We start from the raw sequence: 16,033 nt of genomic DNA on the forward strand, positions 1-16,033 counted from the left end.
GAACTTTCCGACATACGGTCATTCCGGTTGCCATCATCCGATGCAGCGCCACGTTTCGCTGTGATCCACGACAAGAGTTTCGGGAAATTTCCAACCATGCGTTCGCATCTGCTCAAGGCTTTACCTTTCGCCCTCGCCGCCAGTTTCGTACAAGCACAAACCTTGCCGCAGGCCATGCAACAGGCGCTGGATGTCCATCCTGAAATCCAGGCCGGTGTTAATAGTCGGCTTGCGGCGGACTACCAGCTCAAGGCGGCCAAGGGCGGTTACCTGCCTCGGGTGGACCTGGCAGCCGGTTATGGCCGTGAAGGCACCGACAGCGTCACGACCCGCTCCGGCAGCTCCAATCATTGGGAAACGCTCAACCGCAGTGAGTCGAGCCTGCGCCTGACGCAAATGGTTTTTGACGGTTTTGCGACGTCCAGCGAAGTGGGGCGTCAACAAGCCAACGTCAACTCCCGTGCCTATTCCCTGCTGGACGCTTCCGAGCGCACCGGGTTGACCGTGGCCCAGGTCTACCTGGATGTGCTGACCCGTCGCGAGTTCGTGCGCCTGGCCGAGGAAAACCTCAAGAGCCACGAGCGGATCTTCGACCAGATCAAATTGCGCACCTCCCGTGGCGTGGGCAGCGGTGCCGACCTGGACCAGGCAGAAGCGCGCATGGCCCAGGCGCGCAACAACCTGATCACCGAACAGACCAACCTGGCGGATGCCGAGACCAACTACCTCAGCGCCGTGGGCCAACTGCCGGACCAGCTGGAGCGCCCTGCCGACTTTCTGGCGCTGTTGCCGGCCGACCTGACCGAAGCCCGTGCCCAGATGCTGGAAAACAGCCCGGTGCTGCGTTCCGCCGAAGCGGATATCGCCGCTGCCGAGAAGCAGTACGAAGCCGCCAAGTCGAGCTTCTACCCACGCTTCGACGCCGAACTGGGCCGCACCGCCGACAATGACCTGGACGGCCAGAACGGCCATAACAACGAGTGGCAGGCCATGCTGCGCATGCGCTTCAACCTGTACGCCGGCGGCAGCAACAAGGCGGACCTGGAGTCCAAGTCCTATCTGTCCAACCAGGCCCTGGATATCCGCAACAACGCGCTGCGCCAACTGAATGAAGAGTTGGGCCTGGCCTGGAACGCGCTGAACAATGCCAACGCCCAGGTGCCGATCGCCCAGCAATACGTGGACCGCAGCACGGCCGTGCGCACTGCCTACCAGAAGCAGTTCAGCCTCGGCGAGCGGACCCTGCTCGATCTGCTGGACAGCGAAAACGAGCTGTTCAGCGCCTCGCGCCGGTTGGCAGAGATCAAGAACGTCCAGCTGTTCACCCAGTACCGCATCAAGGCCACCATGGGCCAGTTGCTGAAAAGTCAGGGGGTGGTCGCGCCGTTGGCATCGGTTGTGCAAACCGACATGAAACCCAAGGTTCAGTTGCCTGGGATGAATTGAGTCTTCCTTTCCGTTTCGATCAGTAAAGAGTGCCCAGCGTGGAATCAGAAGTCAGTCGAGTCGAACTCATCCACGATCCACGCGCGCTGCATGACGACCCCTTGCTGGACGGATTGTTGGCGCTCTGCATGCTGCATCAGAAACCCGCCAGCGCGGCGATGCTCACCACCGGCCTGCCGTTGCCCAAGCAGCGGTTGAGCGTCGAATTATTGTCGCGTGCGGCGGCCCGTGCCGGTTTGCAGGGCCGGGTGCTGCAGCGCCGGCTCGAACAGATCCCGACCATTGCCATGCCGGCGCTCCTGCTGCTCAAGGAAGGGCGCAGCGCCGTGCTGCTGGGCTGGACGGAGGATGACCAGGCGCGACTGCTGCTCAGCGAAAGCGACGGTGGCGAAGTGGCGGTCAGCCGTGAGCTGCTGGCCGACGACTACAGCGGCAAGGTCTTCTTTGCCCAACCCCAACATAAATTTGACGTGAACCACGGCACCCTCATCCCTCGGGCGCGTTCGTGGTTCCGCGACACCCTCAAGCGTTCCCGCTGGCTGTATGCCGATGCCATCGCCGCCAGCCTGCTGATCAACATCATCGCCATGGCGGCGCCGTTGTTCGTCATGAACGTCTATGACCGGGTGGTGCCGAACCAGGCCGAGGCGACCCTGTGGGTACTGGCTATCGGTATCACCGGCGCCTACGTGTTCGACCTGATCCTGAAAATGCTGCGCAGCCTGTGCCTGGACCTGGCCGGCAAGAAAACCGACCTGATCATTTCGGCAACGCTGTTCGAGCGCATCGTCGGCATGGCGATGAAATACCGCCCGGCACGGGTCGGCAGCTTCGCCCAGAACATCCACGAGTTCCAGAGCCTGCGGGACTTCCTCGCGTCGCTGACCCTCACCAGCCTGATCGACCTGCCGTTCACCCTGTTGATCCTGATGGTCATCGCGATCATCGGTGGACACCTGGTGTGGATTCCGGTCGTGGCGTTCCCGCTGGCCCTGTTGATCGGCTACGCCTTGCAGAAGCCCCTGGTGGCGACCATGGAGCGGACCATGGCCCTGGGCGCCGAGCGGCAGTCCAGCCTGATCGAAACCCTGGCCGGCCTGGATGCGGTGAAGGTCAACAACGCCGAGAGCGAGCGCCAGTACCAGTGGGAGCAGACCATCGGTACCCTCAGTCGCCTCGAGCTGCGCGTGAAGATGCTGTCCGGGCTGGCGATGAATATCACCTTGCTGATCCAGCAACTGGCCGGCGTGGTCATGATCGTCTTCGGCGTCTACCTGATCATCGCCGGCAACCTGAGCATGGGTGGGCTGGTCGCCTGCTACATGCTCAGCGGTCGCGCACTCAGTCCGTTGGCTTCGCTGTCGGGCCTGCTGACCCGCTACCAGCAGGCGCGGGTGACCATGACATCCGTCGACCAGATGATGGAACTGCCCCAGGAGCGCAACTTCGACGAGCGTCCGCTCAGCCGCAAGGTCCTGCAGGGGGCCATCGAATGCCGCCAGTTGAATTTCACCTACCCCAACCAGCAGAACGCCGCGCTGAAGAACATCAACCTGGTGATCAAGCCCGGCGAGAAAATCGGCATCATCGGTCGCAGCGGCTCGGGCAAGAGCTCCCTGGCCAAGTTGCTCGTGGGCCTTTACCAGCCGGACGACGGCGCTCTGCTGGTGGACGGCGTGGACATTCGCCAGATCGATGTCAGCGAGTTGCGCTACAACGTCGGCTACGTGCCCCAGGATATCCAGCTGCTGGCCGGTACCCTGCGGGACAACCTGACGTCCGGCGCCCGTTACGTCGAGGACGAACTGGTGCTCCAGGCCGCCGAGCTGGCGGGTGTGCACGAGTTCGCACGCCTGCATCCACAGGGCTATGAACTGCAAGTGGGTGAGCGCGGCCAGAACCTCTCCGGTGGCCAGCGCCAGAACGTCGCCCTGGCTCGCGCGCTGCTGCTCAACCCTCCTATCCTGCTGCTGGACGAACCCACCAGTGCCATGGACAACACCGGCGAGGAACGCTTGAAACAGCGCCTGGCCGCCGTGGTGGAAAACAAGACGGTGCTGCTGGTGACGCACCGGGCATCCCTGCTGTCGCTGGTGGATCGCCTGCTGGTGGTCGACCGCGGCCAGATCCTGGCCGACGGCCCGAAAGCTGCCGTGATGGAAGCGTTGAAGAAGGGGCAGATCAGTGTTGCTTAAGTCAGGTTTCAAGGATTCCGTGGGCCGCTATTTCAAAGGCTCCGCCTCGCTGCACGGCCAGCCCCTGCCGGAAGTGAACAAGGCCCTGATCGAGGACGCCCCGCGGGTGGTGCGTCTGACGATCTGGGGCATCATCGGCTTCTTCGTGTTCCTGGTGCTGTGGGCCAACTTCGCCGTGGTCGACGAAGTGACCAAAGGCGACGGCAAGGCGATCCCGTCGTCCAAGATCCAGAAAATCCAGAACCTGGAAGGCGGTATCGTCGCCGAGCTGTTCGTCAAGGAAGGTCAGATTGTCGAGGCCGGTGCGCCTCTGATTCGCCTGGATGACACGCGGTTCGTCTCCAACGTGGGCGAAACCGAGGCCGATCGGCTGTCCATGCTGTTGCGGGTCGAGCGCCTGAGCGCCGAGGTCGACGATCGGCCGCTGAACTTCCCGCCCGACGTGCTCAAGGCCGTGCCGGGCCAGGCCGCCAGCGAGGAATCGCTGTACATCAGTCGGCGCCAGCAATTGCACGATGAAATTGGCGGTTTGCAGGAACAGTTGGTCCAGCGCCAGCAGGAATTGCGCGAGTTCATTTCCAAGCAGGCGCAGTACCGTTCCGCCCTGGCCTTGCAGCGCCAGGAAATCAACATGTCCGAGCCGCTGGTGGCCCAGGGTGCGGTGTCGCCGGTGGAAGTGCTGCGACTCAAGCGCGCCGAAGTCGAAACCCGTGGACAATTGGACGCCACGACGCTGGCGATTCCCCGTGCCGAATCGGCGATCAAGGAAGTGCAGCGCAAGATCGACGAGACTCGCGGCAAATTCCGTAGCGAAGCCCTGACCCAGCTCAACGAGGCGCGCACCGACCTGAACAAGGCCCAGGCCACCGGCAAGGCCCTGGAAGACCGGGTGAGCCGCACCCTGGTCACCTCGCCGGTGCGGGGTATCGTCAACAAGATGCTGGTGAACACCATCGGCGGGGTCATCCAGCCCGGCAGCGACCTGGTGGAGATCGTGCCGCTGGACGACACCATTCTGGTGGAAGCGAAAATCCGTCCCCAGGACATTGCCTTCCTGCATCCGGGCCAGGACGCCACCGTGAAATTCACCGCGTACGACTACACCATCTACGGTGGGCTGAAAGCCAAGCTGGAGCAGATCGGCGCCGACACCATCACCGATGAAGACAAGAAAACCACCTACTACATCATCAAGCTGCGCACCGAACGCAGCCACCTGGGCACACCTGAAAAACCCTTGCTGATCATCCCTGGGATGGTGGCTTCGGTGGACATCATCACCGGCAAGAAAACCGTGCTCAGCTACCTGCTCAAGCCGATTATCAAGGCCCGGTCCGAGGCGCTGCACGAGCGGTAGAAACCCAATGACTCGGGCCGGCGCTATCTGTGTGGCGAGGAACTCATCCCCTCGCCACAGGCAGGGCAGTGAAAACTCTAAGCCATATCGTTATTCATTAACGGTATTTAAATTTAAATTCTTATAGCTTTAAAGTCATCCACCTGCGTACCTGCCGACCAATCGGCGCGCCGCACGACACAAACCAACACGGTAACGCCGTGAGTTTTGATCGAGTGCGCGCCTGTTCGAGCGCGCCGTGCGTGGGAGTGATGTATGCCAGCCGTTTCCTATTCTTCGGATTCCCCTACACCAGGCGCCGCGAGCATCGCGCCGCAGACCTTCGAAATTCGTCCATTCATCGAAGCCGTCGGCGCCGAAATCATCGGGCTGGACCTGTCCCGGCCGATCAACGACCAGGACTTTGCCCGTATCCATCGTGCCCACCTGGACCATCATGTGGTGGTGTTTCGCGACCAGCACATCACCCCCGAACAACACATCGCTTTCAGCCGTCGGTTTGGCGTGCTGCAGATCCATGTGCTCAAGCAGTTTCTCCTGGCCGGGCATCCGGAAATCCTCATCGTTTCCAACATCATCGAAAACGGCCAATCCATCGGCCTCGGGGATGCCGGCAAATTCTGGCATTCGGACCTCTCCTATAAAGCGCTCCCCAGCCTGGGCTCGATGCTGCACGCCCAGGAGCTGCCAAGCGAAGGCGGCGACACACTGTTCGCGGATATGCACAAGGCCTGGGAAGGCCTGCCCGAGGCGTTGCGCAAGGCAGTGCAAGGACGCTCGGCGGCGCACTCCTACACGGCGCGCTACAGCGAAACCAGATTCGAAGGCAACTGGCGACCCTCGCTGACACCGGAGCAACTGGCCCAGGTCGCCGAAGTCGTGCATCCCATCGTCCGTACCCACCCGGAAACCGGGCGCAAGGCGCTGTTCGTCAGCGAAGGCTTCACCACCCGCATCGTCGGTTTGCCGGAGGATGAAAGCAAGGCGCTGCTGGCCGAGCTGTATGCCCATAGCGTGCTGCCGCACAACGTCTATCGCCATCAATGGCAGCCCCACGACCTGGTGTTCTGGGACAACCGCTCGCTGATCCACCTGGCCGCCGGTTGCCCCAGTCATCTGCGCCGCAAGCTGTATCGCACCACCATCCAGGGCGACGCCCCTTTCTGATCGGCTGCGCCTGGCGCAAAGAAGCTGGAGAATCATCATGTCCAAACGTATCGCTTTCGCACCGCTGGCCGCAGCCATCGGCCTGGGGTTCAGTTTGCTGGCCGCCAGCCTGGTCTCCCCCGCCCGAGCCCATGCCGAGGGCGAGATTCGGATCGCCGAACAGTTCGGGATCGTTTACTTGCTGCTGAACGTGGTTCGCGATCAGCAACTGATCGAGAAGTATGGCAAGCAGCAAGGGATCGACATCAAGGTCGACTGGACCCAGTTGTCCGGCGGCGCGGCAGTCAATGACGCGTTGTTGTCGGGTTCCATCGACATTGCCGGAGCCGGCGTCGGGCCTCTGCTGACCATCTGGGACCGCACCCGTGGCAAGCAGAACGTCAAGGCCGTGGCTTCCCTGGGCAACTTTCCCTATTACCTGTTGAGCAACAATCCCAAGGTCAAGACCATCGCCGACTTCACCGAGCAAGACCGCATCGCGGTCCCTGCGGTGGGGGTGTCGGTGCAGTCGCGGATCCTGCAGTACGCCGCCGCGAAGCAATGGGGCGACAAGGAATTCAACCGCCTCGACAAATACACCCTGGCGGTGCCGCACCCGGACGCAACGGCGGCGCTGATTGCCGGCGGCACGGAGTTGACCGGGCATTTTTCCAACCCGCCGTTCCAGGACCAGGCCCTGCAAAACCCTGGCGTCCATGTGGTGCTCAATTCCTATGACGTACTTGGGCCGAATTCGCCCACGGTGCTGTTCGCCACCGAAAAATTCCGTGATGAAAATCCGAAAACCTACCGGGCATTCGTCCAGGCGCTGACCGAGGCGGCGGAGTTTGCCCAGAAGGACAAGGGCGCGGCGGCGGATACGTACCTGAGGGTGACCAAGGCCAAGATCGACCGGGCGGCCTTGCTGAAGATCATCGACAACCCGCAGATCGAATTCACCGTCAATCCGAAGAATACTTATCCGCTGGCCGAATTCCTGTTCCGTGTCGGTGCGATCAAGAACAAGCCCGCGTCGTGGGAAGACTACTTCTTCCAGGACGCCAAGCCGCTGCAGGGGAGCTGATAGCCATGAACGCGTTGTTGCAAGGCCACGCGGCCAGCACGCCCGTTTCCACTGGCACGGCACTGTTGTCGGTGGACAACGTCAGCCTGGAATATCGCACCCCGCAGCGCGTGGTGCGGGCCACCCATCAAGTGAGTTTCGAAGTCGATCCGGGGGACCGGTTTGTCCTGCTCGGGCCGTCCGGCTGCGGCAAGTCCACCTTGCTCAAGGCCGTTGGCGGTTTCATCGCGCCGTGCGAAGGCGAGATTCGCTTGCAGGGCCAAACCGTCAGCGCGCCGGGGCCGGACCGGATCGTGGTGTTCCAGGAGTTCGATCAGCTGCCGCCGTGGAAAACCGTCAAGCAGAACGTGATGTTCGCGCTGTTGGCGTCAGGCACCCTGAAGCGTCGTGAGGCCGAGGAGCGGGCCCTGCATTATCTGGACAAGGTCGGTTTGGCAGCGTTTGCCGATGCCTACCCCCACACCTTGTCCGGCGGTATGAAGGCCCGGGTTGCCATTGCCCGGGCGCTGGCGATGCAGCCGAAGATCCTGTTGATGGACGAGCCCTTCGCCGCCCTCGATGCCCTGACCCGCCGCAAGATGCAGGAAGAACTGCTGCTGCTCTGGGAAGAGGTGCGCTTCACGCTGCTGTTCGTCACCCACTCCATTGAAGAGGCCTTGGTGGTGGGCAATCGCATCCTCTTGCTGTCACCGCATCCGGGACGGGTGCGGGCGGAGGTTCACAGCCATCAATATGGCTTGCACAGCCTCGGCGGCGAAGCGCTCCAGCATACGGCGCGGCGTATCCATGGGTTGTTGTTCAACGACGGCCCGGCGGTACAGATCGAACGTGACCTGGATTTCGCCGACATCCGTATCGCCTATTGAGGAGCTTTGCATGAGCCATTCAGCGCCTGCGCGCGAAGAGTACGAAATCGATCTGCAGCCGTTGACCCACGTGCCGCTGGAACGGGAGTTGCCCTTGGGGCAGCGGCTCTGGCAGCAGGGCTGGCTGCGTAAAAGCCTGATCCTGTTGCTGCTGGCGGTGGTGTGGGAGGGTGTGGCCCGTTATCAGAGCAACGACCTGCTGCTGCCAGGCTTCCTGCAAACCGCCGACGCGCTGTACGACGGTCTGCTCAGCGGCGAGCTGTTGAGCAAGGTGTGGCTTTCCCTGGTAGTGCTGATCAAGGGCTACCTGCTGGGCATCGTCCTGGCGTTCGGCCTGACCACGCTGGCGGTGTCGACACAACTGGGGCGCGATCTGCTCAGCACCCTGACCTCGATGTTCAACCCGCTGCCCGCCATCGCCCTGTTGCCATTGGCCTTGCTGTGGTTCGGCCTGGGGCAGAACAGCCTGATTTTCGTGCTGGTGCATTCGGTGCTGTGGGCCCTGGCCTTGAACATGTACGCGGGGTTTCTCGGCGTGTCCGACACGCTGCGCATGGCCGGGCGCAACTACGGGCTCAAGGGCCTGCGTTTCGTGCTGTACATCCTGATCCCGGCGGCGCTGCCATCGATCCTCGCCGGGCTGAAAATCGGCTGGGCCTTCGCCTGGCGCACCCTGATCGCCGCCGAACTGGTATTTGGCGCCACCAGCGGCAAGGGCGGCCTGGGTTGGTACATCTTCCAGAACCGCAACGAGCTGTACACCGATAAGGTGTTTGCCGGGTTGGCGGTGGTGATTCTGATCGGCCTGCTGGTGGAGAACCTGGTGTTCGACAGCCTGGAGCGGGTGACGGTGAAGCGCTGGGGGATGCAGCGTTGATCGGTGGGGTGGATAAACCCTGTGGCGAGAGAACTTGCTCCCCTGGCCTGCGGAGCAAACTGCCTCGCCACAGGTATTTGGCGTGCCTGGGCTCGCGATAGCGGCCCTCAATTCACCGCAGGAACGTCACGACGGCTGCGCTTCAAGCCGATCCATCGCCCGCTCCACCAACAGATGCACCCCCTCGGCCACGCGGCTGATCGCCAGGACGACGCTGCGGCGACTGCCTTCAACGTCATCCGCCAGATTGGCCGCGATGGCGCTGATGGACAGCAGGTCTTCGGAGGCATTGGCCAGCAGGGTTTCGGTGTCGATGTGCGGGGCGACCATGAAAAGGTGGGCGGCTTGGGTTTTGCCCGCGGCTTCTTCGGCCGTTTTGGGATTGAGGTAGTAGTCGAGGGCGCGCTCGGCGGCTTCGTCGAGTTTTTTGGTTTTCGCGGCGTTGTCGGAGAGGAAGCCAGGATCTTCTGGCGGGTTAGGTGTCACTTTGAACATGTCGTGTAGCTCCGTCTGTGCTGTTGGAACTGACACTCTTTCGCTTGCACGCAAATGAGGTGGCAGTTGTACGTAGGTGTGCAAGACCGGGCAGACGGAACCCCGGCAGATTTCTCCTTGCGAAAAAATCTCCCACGCACAACCGCCATAAAGAAGCTTTGATCAAGACTGATAGCGATGTGCGACGTCTTTTACCCGGACTTGCACGTCCGTGTCACCGTTTTTTCAGTGACAAACCCAGACTAGCGATGGGCTCCAAGCCGGACAAGTTCACCGATATCGCTACAACTTGAGGGAAATCTCCTAGGACCAGTTGTGCCCATGCAGCGTCGAACCTGAGCGATTGGGTGACGAGGTGCAGCGAAAGAGCCGGCGAAGCCTGGTTCTGCTAGCATTGCGTCTGGCTCAACTCCCGTCAGATGTGAGTGCGCAGAATGCAGCTTCCGGACATGAACCTGTTGGTCGCCCTCGATGCCTTGCTCGATGAGGGCAGTGTGGTCGGGGCCGCGCGGCGGATGAACCTCAGCCCCGCCGCCATGAGCCGTACCCTGACGCGGATCCGCGAGGCCATCGGCGACCCGATCCTGGTGCGCGCCGGCCGGGGCCTGGTGCCCACGCCCAAGGCGCTGGCGTTGCGTGAGCAGGTGCGCGACGTGGTGGAGCAGGCGGCCCTGGTGTTTCGCTCGGCCGATGCCGTGGACCTGGGCACCCTGCGGCGGCGCTTCAGCATCCGGGCCAATGACTTCTTCGTCGGTGTATATGGCGGCAGGCTGTTCGATACCCTCGAGCGTCAGGCGCCCCATTGCGAGTTGCGCTATGTGCCCGAAGGCGATGGCGACGACGAAGCCCTGCGCGAAGGTCGCATCGACCTGAACATCAGCAACACCCGGCCAGTCATGCCTGAGGTGAAAGTGCAGAACCTGTTTTCCACGCACTTCGTCGGCCTGGTGCGTGAAGATCATCCACTGCTCGACGGCGAGATCACGGCCGAACGATTCGCCGGCTTTTCCCATATCAGCATGTCCCGGCGCGGTATCGCCCGGGGGCCTATCGACACGGCGCTCAATGCCTTGGGCCTGGAACGCCGGGTGGCGGTCATCGCGCCGAGTTTCCATGCCGCGATGTTCGCCTTGCCCGATTCCGACCTGATCCTGCCGGTGCCCAAGGAAGCCCTGCTGAGCATCAAGCGCCTGGGCCTGCGCCTGCGTTCGTTTACCCTGCCGATTCCGTTGCCCACCCTGATGCTCACCCAGGCCTGGCATCCTCGCTACGACAACGACCCCGCCCACCGTTGGCTTCGGGAAACCCTCAAGGCCTGTTGCGAGGAAACCTGGCTGGAGGCGCAGCCTGCCTAGCCCGTGACGGGCCTGCGTGCGGGCCGGTCTGGGCGGTGTTGTCCTGAGCAAAGGGACCTTCGGGGGCGAGGCGTCTGATGGTTGCGTCCGGTGCACTTATAAGTTTCCGATAAGTCACTTTTTGTCAGTCATCGCACTTTTTAAACTGCTTCGCAATTTCATTCCAGAGTGCCCACGCTTCATGACATCCCTCACGACCACGGCGATACCCGCGGCGCCAGCCGTGCCGTCGGCGTTCGGCCCGCGAATCGTCATCGGCCTGGTGGGTGTACTGCTGGCGGTGCTGGTCTCGGGCCTGAATGAAATGGTGACCAAGGTCGCCCTGGCCGATATCCGTGGGGCGATGGCCATCGGGTACGACGAGGGCACCTGGCTGGTGGCGTGCTACGCCGCCACGTCGGTGGCGGCCATGGCGTTCGCCCCGTGGTGTTCGGTGACTTTTTCACTACGCCGCTTCACCCTGTGGGCCATCGGCCTGTTCGCTCTCCTGGGCGTGCTGTGCCCTTTCGCGCCGGACTATGAAAGCCTGTTGGTGCTGCGCACGTTGCAGGGCCTGGCGGGCGGTGCATTGCCGCCGATGCTGATGACCGTCGCCCTGCGTTTCCTGCCGCCCGGTGTGAAGCTCTATGGCCTGGCCGGCTATGCCCTGACCGCCACGTTCGGTCCCGGACTGGGCACGCCCCTGGCCGGCCTGTGGACCGAATACTTCGGCTGGCAATGGACGTTCTGGCAAATCATCGTGCCTTGCCTGGTCGCCATGGTGGCGGTGGCCTACGGCCTGCCCCAGGACCCGTCGCGCCTGGAGCGCCTCAGGCAGTTCAACTGGCGTGGCCTGCTGCTGGGTTTTCCGGCGATCTGCATGTTGGTGATCGGCGTGCTGCAAGGCAACCGGCTCGATTGGTTCGAATCGAACCTGATCTGCACCTTGCTGGGGGGCGGGTTGGGGTTGCTGGTGCTGTTCATGCTCAACGAATGGTCGCAGCCGGTGCCGTTCTTCAAGTTGCAGATGCTGGGCATACGCAACCTGACGTTTGCCCTGGTGACGCTGGCCGGTGTGTTGGTGGTATTGCTGGCGGTGATCATCATTCCGTCCAGCTACCTGGCCCAGGTCCAGGGTTATCGACCGGCGCAGACAGCGCCCGTCATGCTGCTGATGGCTTTGCCGCAATTGCTGGCGCTGCCGCTGGTGGCGGCGTTGTGCAATGTGCGCTGGGTCGATTGCCGTTGGGTGTTGGGGATCGGCCTGGGCATGCTGGCGCTGTCCTGCATCGGCGGGTCGCAGTTGACCTCGGCCTGGATCCGCGACGATTTCTATGGCTGGCAACTGTTGCAGATTTTCGGTCAGCCGATGGCGGTGCTGCCGTTGTTGATGCTGTCGACCGGCAGCATTTCGCCGATGGAGGGGCCGTTCGCCTCGGCCTGGTTCAATACGGTGAAGGGCCTGGCCGCGGTGATCGCCACCGGCGTGCTGGACGCGCTGACCACATCGCGCCTGCATTTCCATTCCACGATGCTGGTGGACAGTCTCGGCAATTCACCCCTGATGGACGCCGATTCCGCCGGGCTCGCCCATCGCCTGCACCAGCAGGCTGTGGTGCTGACTTCCTCCGATCTGTATCTGTGCATGGCGGGCGTCGCGCTCGTCCTGATCCTGCTTATTTTCTGGCTGCCGACGCGGATCTACCCGCCTCGCGCGCCACGCTGAACCGAGGACCTCATGACAATTCAAGGCAAGAAACCGGTTGCGCTCGCCGTTGCGGCGACTGTGGCGCTCGGTGCGCTGATCTACCTGCTGACGCCTGGCAAGCCCGCGCAGCAGAGCACCAACGACGCGTTCGTTTCGGCGGACTACACCCTGGTGGTGCCGCGCGTGGCGGGATTCATCAAGCAAGTGCTGGTGGAAGACAACGAGCAGGTCAAGGCCGGGCAATTGCTTGCGCTGATCGACGACCGTGACCTGCGTGCCGCGGCCCAGGCCGCCGACGCCCAGACCCAGGTTGCCCGCGCCGAGTTGGACAATACCCGGGCGACCCTGGAGCGCCAGGCCTCGGTGATCGCCCAGGCCCAGGCCTCGGTGGTCGCTGCCAAGGCGCAAATGGCCTTTGCCGAGCATGAACGCAACCGTTACCAGCATCTGGCGGGCGTGGGTGCCGGTACTGTGCAGAACGCCCAGCAGGCCCAGACCCGGATCGACCAGGCCACGGCTCGGCTGGCCAATGCCACGGCGGTGCTGGCGGCCGAGCGTAAGCAGGTGGAAGTTCTCACCGCCCGGCGTGACGCCGCCGAAGGTGGGTTGAAGCGGGCGCTGGCTGCCCTGGAAATCGCCAGTTTCGAGCTGTCCTATACCCGCATCGTCGCGCCCCAGGATGGCATGGTGGGTGAGCGGGCGGTTCGGGTCGGTGCGTATGTGACCCCAGGCAGCAAGCTGCTGGCGGTGGTGCCGCTGGCCCAGGCCTATGTGGTGGGCAATTTCCAGGAAACCCAACTCGCCAATGTCCGGCCGGGCCAGCGTGTGGACGTGCGGGTCGACAGCTTCGGCGGTGAAACGCTGCAGGGACGCGTGCAGAGCATCGCCCCGGCGACCGGTGTGACCTTCGCTTCGGTCAAGCCGGACAATGCCACCGGTAATTTCACCAAGGTCGTGCAGCGCATACCCGTGAAGATTGTCCTGGACCCGGGCCAGCCCTTGGCCGAGCGGTTGCGGGTGGGGATGTCGGTCGAGGCGAATATCGATACGGCCAGTACGACGAACGAAGGGCGTGAGGTGACGCAGCGATGAAGGCGAGCACCCCCACGCCGCGTCATCGGTGCATGCTGGTCGTGCTGGCGGCTGCGCTGTCTGCCTGCAGCGTCGGTCCGGATTTCCAGCGCCCCGAGGCGCTGCAAATGGCCCAATGGTCGAAACCCGTCAACGCGGCCGCCAGCCAGGCGGTGCCCGCGCAGATGAACGAACGCTGGTGGGAGGTCTTCAACGACCCGACCCTGTCCGCGCTGACCCGTCGCGCCGTGGCCGAAAACCTCGATCTCAAGCTGGCTGGCAGTCGCTTGCAACAGAGCCGCGCCGCCCGTCAGGTGATCACCTCGGCGCAATACCCGAACAGTGCCGCCACCGCAGGTTATGGCCGCAAGCGCAACAGCGGGCAGGGGCTGAATGACCCCTCGGGCAATGACGGTGATTCGGCGTATAACTTGTGGGAAGCAGGGTTTTCCGCGTCATGGGAGCTGGACCTGTGGGGCCGGGTGCGCCGTGAAGCCGAAGCGGCGCAGGCGAACCTGGAAGTTGTGGAGAATGACCGTCGCGCAGTCTTGCTGGCGGTGCTCGCCGAGACCGCCCAGGACTATCTGCAGTTGCGCGGCGTGCAAAGCACCCGTGCCGTCACCGAGCAGAACCTCGGGGTGGCGCGCCACAGCCTGGAACTTACGCAGCTGCGCCTGGCCGATGGCGTTGCCACGGACCTGGATGTGGCTGAAGCGGCGGCCCAGGTCGCGACCATCGAGGCGCGCTTGCCTGCCCTGCAGCAGCGTCAGTCACAGCTGGTCAATGCGTTGAGCCTGTTGCTGGGGCAGCCACCGCAGGCATTGCAGGCCGAACTGTCAGCCGACGCCCCCATGCCCCAGGCGCCTCGGCAGGTCGCCATTGGCCTGCCGTCCCAACTCGCCGAGCGTCGCCCGGACATCCGCCAGGCCGAAGCCCGGCTGCACGCGGCCACGGCCAGCATCGGCGTGGCCAAGGGCGACTTCTATCCGCGTATTACCTTATCGGGCAACGTGGGCTCCCAGGCTTTGCAACTCGGCGATTTCGGCTCGTGGGGTTCGCGAGCATTCGGCATCGGCCCGCAGTTCAGCCTGCCGCTGTTCGATGGTGGTCGCCTGCGGGGCATGCTTGAACTGCGTGAGGCCCAGCAACAGGAAGCGGCGATCGCCTATCAGCAGACCGTGCTCAAGGCCTGGCATGAAATCGACGATCAACTGAGCGCCTACAACGCCAGTCAACTGCGCCGCGACAGCCTGGCCGAAGCCGTGCGCCAGAACCGGATCGCCCTGCGTACCGCACAACAACAATACGTGGAAGGCGTGGTGGACTTTGTCACCGTCCTCACGGTGCAAGGCGCGTTGCTGGCCACCCAGGAACAACTGGTGGAAAGCTCAACTGGCGTTTCCCTGGCCATGGTGGGGTTGTACAAGGCGCTGGGCGGTGGTTGGGAACCGGTGTATCCGGCGGCGAGTGTCGCTACCAATAATCCGGCTTGACGGCGGGGGCCTTATGGGTGGGAACCCGATTGGGAAATTGATGGGATTGGAGCTCGTCGCAGGTGACGACCCGGCGCATCCAGTGGGCGTATTGTTTCAGGGAGCCTGGTGATGGACGATTCAATTCAGCCCGGTGAGGAAGGATCACGCCGACGGTTATCTCAGGGAAGTCTTCTCGAATGGCTTTCAACGCAGGCGTCATATCAGTGTCGCTGGAGACCAGCACCAGTTGCTCCACGTATCCATGTTCGAGCGACGCCGTTTGCCTGGCTACGGTTCGGTACATGCTGACGGCTATATGGACGTCTGTTTCTTTCTCTTCCAGTTTCCATATGTCGACCTTGTCCTCACGCGAGGCTCTCGTTTTCCTGTCGATGAAACGAGGGGCTTTGGCGGGTTCAAGTTGATGGTGGCCGTAATGGACGCGGATATCAGTCGTCTTCAGGGCGCGGATATACGTATCTTGCGCCTCCTTTGAAAGGCGACCGCGAGTAGCCAACAGGGGCTTGACCGACGAGGTGAAATAGTCGACCGAAGCAACAGCGCTGTGAGGGTTCTCGATATGGGTGATATGCGTTAACAGGCTTCGAAGGTTCAGCCATTTATAAGGCGTGTCTGCGAGCAATCCATAGAACAGGTTGTAGCCATCAACAAAAAATGCAGTGCGCACAATTCGATTCCCCACAAACGAAAAAACCGGCCTAGGCCGGTTTTTTCACCCCAACGGCCAGAGAATCTAATCTCTGCGTACGGGGTTGAGTGAGACGATCCTAAGTCGAGCGCGCTATGACGTCAACCATAGGCGGGAGTCTCCCTGTTCACCGGCGAGCCAGTTTCAAGAGGATTTATATCTTCAGGTCAAATGCTTCTTGGCGGAATCTGTGAATAGCTGTTGCTAGACGGAGTTTTCTTGCAGGACGATTTGTTGCTGCAAAAAAATCCATCGTCCGTACCCGTGCTG

At 62.5% G+C, this 16,033-nt stretch carries 13 protein-coding genes; 11 read left to right on the top strand and 2 right to left on the bottom strand.

Annotated features, from left to right (window positions below):
- Positions 1-96 precede the first annotated feature (96 nt).
- From AC1M7R_RS12235 to AC1M7R_RS12265, 7 genes are all read left to right on the top strand, one after another.
- A complete protein-coding gene (locus tag AC1M7R_RS12235; RefSeq protein WP_072397594.1) occupies positions 97-1,446 on the top strand; it encodes a TolC family outer membrane protein in 1,350 nt (449 codons plus the stop codon).
- Positions 1,447-1,484: 38 nt separating this feature from the next.
- Complete coding sequence (locus AC1M7R_RS12240) at positions 1,485-3,641, top strand: type I secretion system permease/ATPase (protein ID WP_072397596.1); 2,157 nt, start codon at positions 1,485-1,487, stop codon at positions 3,639-3,641.
- Positions 3,631-4,998 carry an HlyD family type I secretion periplasmic adaptor subunit gene (locus tag AC1M7R_RS12245; RefSeq protein ID WP_072431791.1) on the top strand — a complete coding sequence of 456 codons (1,368 nt, stop codon included), beginning with the start codon at positions 3,631-3,633 and terminating at the stop codon, positions 4,996-4,998. The genes AC1M7R_RS12240 and AC1M7R_RS12245 overlap by 11 nt, the downstream gene beginning before the upstream one ends.
- A gap of 255 nt (positions 4,999-5,253) precedes the next feature.
- Positions 5,254-6,165 carry a TauD/TfdA dioxygenase family protein gene (locus tag AC1M7R_RS12250; RefSeq protein WP_072397609.1) on the top strand — a complete coding sequence of 304 codons (912 nt, stop codon included), beginning with the start codon at positions 5,254-5,256 and terminating at the stop codon, positions 6,163-6,165.
- A 37-nt stretch (positions 6,166-6,202) separates the two neighbouring features.
- Positions 6,203-7,228: an ABC transporter substrate-binding protein gene (locus AC1M7R_RS12255; RefSeq protein WP_072397611.1), complete on the top strand. Its 1,026-nt coding sequence runs from the start codon at positions 6,203-6,205 to the stop codon at positions 7,226-7,228.
- A 5-nt stretch (positions 7,229-7,233) separates the two neighbouring features.
- A complete protein-coding gene (locus AC1M7R_RS12260; RefSeq protein ID WP_072397614.1) occupies positions 7,234-8,094 on the top strand; it encodes an ABC transporter ATP-binding protein in 861 nt (286 codons plus the stop codon).
- 10 nt (positions 8,095-8,104) lie between these two features.
- Positions 8,105-8,971, top strand: coding sequence for an ABC transporter permease (locus AC1M7R_RS12265; protein WP_072431790.1), 867 nt, complete (start codon positions 8,105-8,107; stop codon positions 8,969-8,971).
- 126 nt (positions 8,972-9,097) lie between these two features.
- On the opposite strand, the gene AC1M7R_RS12270 is transcribed toward AC1M7R_RS12265, so the two are convergent.
- A complete protein-coding gene (locus AC1M7R_RS12270; protein WP_490610431.1) occupies positions 9,098-9,466 on the bottom strand; it encodes a DUF6124 family protein in 369 nt (122 codons plus the stop codon).
- 434 nt (positions 9,467-9,900) lie between these two features.
- On the opposite strand from AC1M7R_RS12270, the gene AC1M7R_RS12275 reads away from it, so the two are divergent.
- The 4 genes from AC1M7R_RS12275 (at position 9,901) to AC1M7R_RS12290 (ending at position 15,072) form a co-directional block, all read left to right on the top strand.
- Complete coding sequence (locus AC1M7R_RS12275; RefSeq protein WP_072397619.1) at positions 9,901-10,821, top strand: LysR family transcriptional regulator; 921 nt, start codon at positions 9,901-9,903, stop codon at positions 10,819-10,821.
- A gap of 181 nt (positions 10,822-11,002) precedes the next feature.
- On the top strand, positions 11,003-12,526 hold the full coding sequence (locus tag AC1M7R_RS12280) for an MFS transporter (RefSeq protein WP_072431789.1): 1,524 nt from the start codon (positions 11,003-11,005) through the stop codon (positions 12,524-12,526).
- A gap of 12 nt (positions 12,527-12,538) precedes the next feature.
- Entirely contained in the window at positions 12,539-13,600 is a 1,062-nt protein-coding gene (locus AC1M7R_RS12285; protein WP_490610432.1) for an HlyD family secretion protein, read from the top strand.
- On the top strand, positions 13,597-15,072 hold the full coding sequence (locus AC1M7R_RS12290) for an efflux transporter outer membrane subunit (protein ID WP_490610433.1): 1,476 nt from the start codon (positions 13,597-13,599) through the stop codon (positions 15,070-15,072). Before AC1M7R_RS12285 ends, AC1M7R_RS12290 begins: the two co-directional genes overlap by 4 nt.
- On the opposite strand, the gene AC1M7R_RS12295 is transcribed toward AC1M7R_RS12290, so the two are convergent.
- Positions 15,053-15,742 carry an NYN domain-containing protein gene (locus AC1M7R_RS12295; RefSeq protein ID WP_072397627.1) on the bottom strand — a complete coding sequence of 230 codons (690 nt, stop codon included), beginning with the start codon at positions 15,740-15,742 and terminating at the stop codon, positions 15,053-15,055. The genes AC1M7R_RS12290 and AC1M7R_RS12295 overlap by 20 nt on opposite strands.
- Between the last annotated feature and the right edge of the window lie 291 nt (positions 15,743-16,033).

Source organism: Pseudomonas sp. MS01C9 (assembly GCF_058202755.1).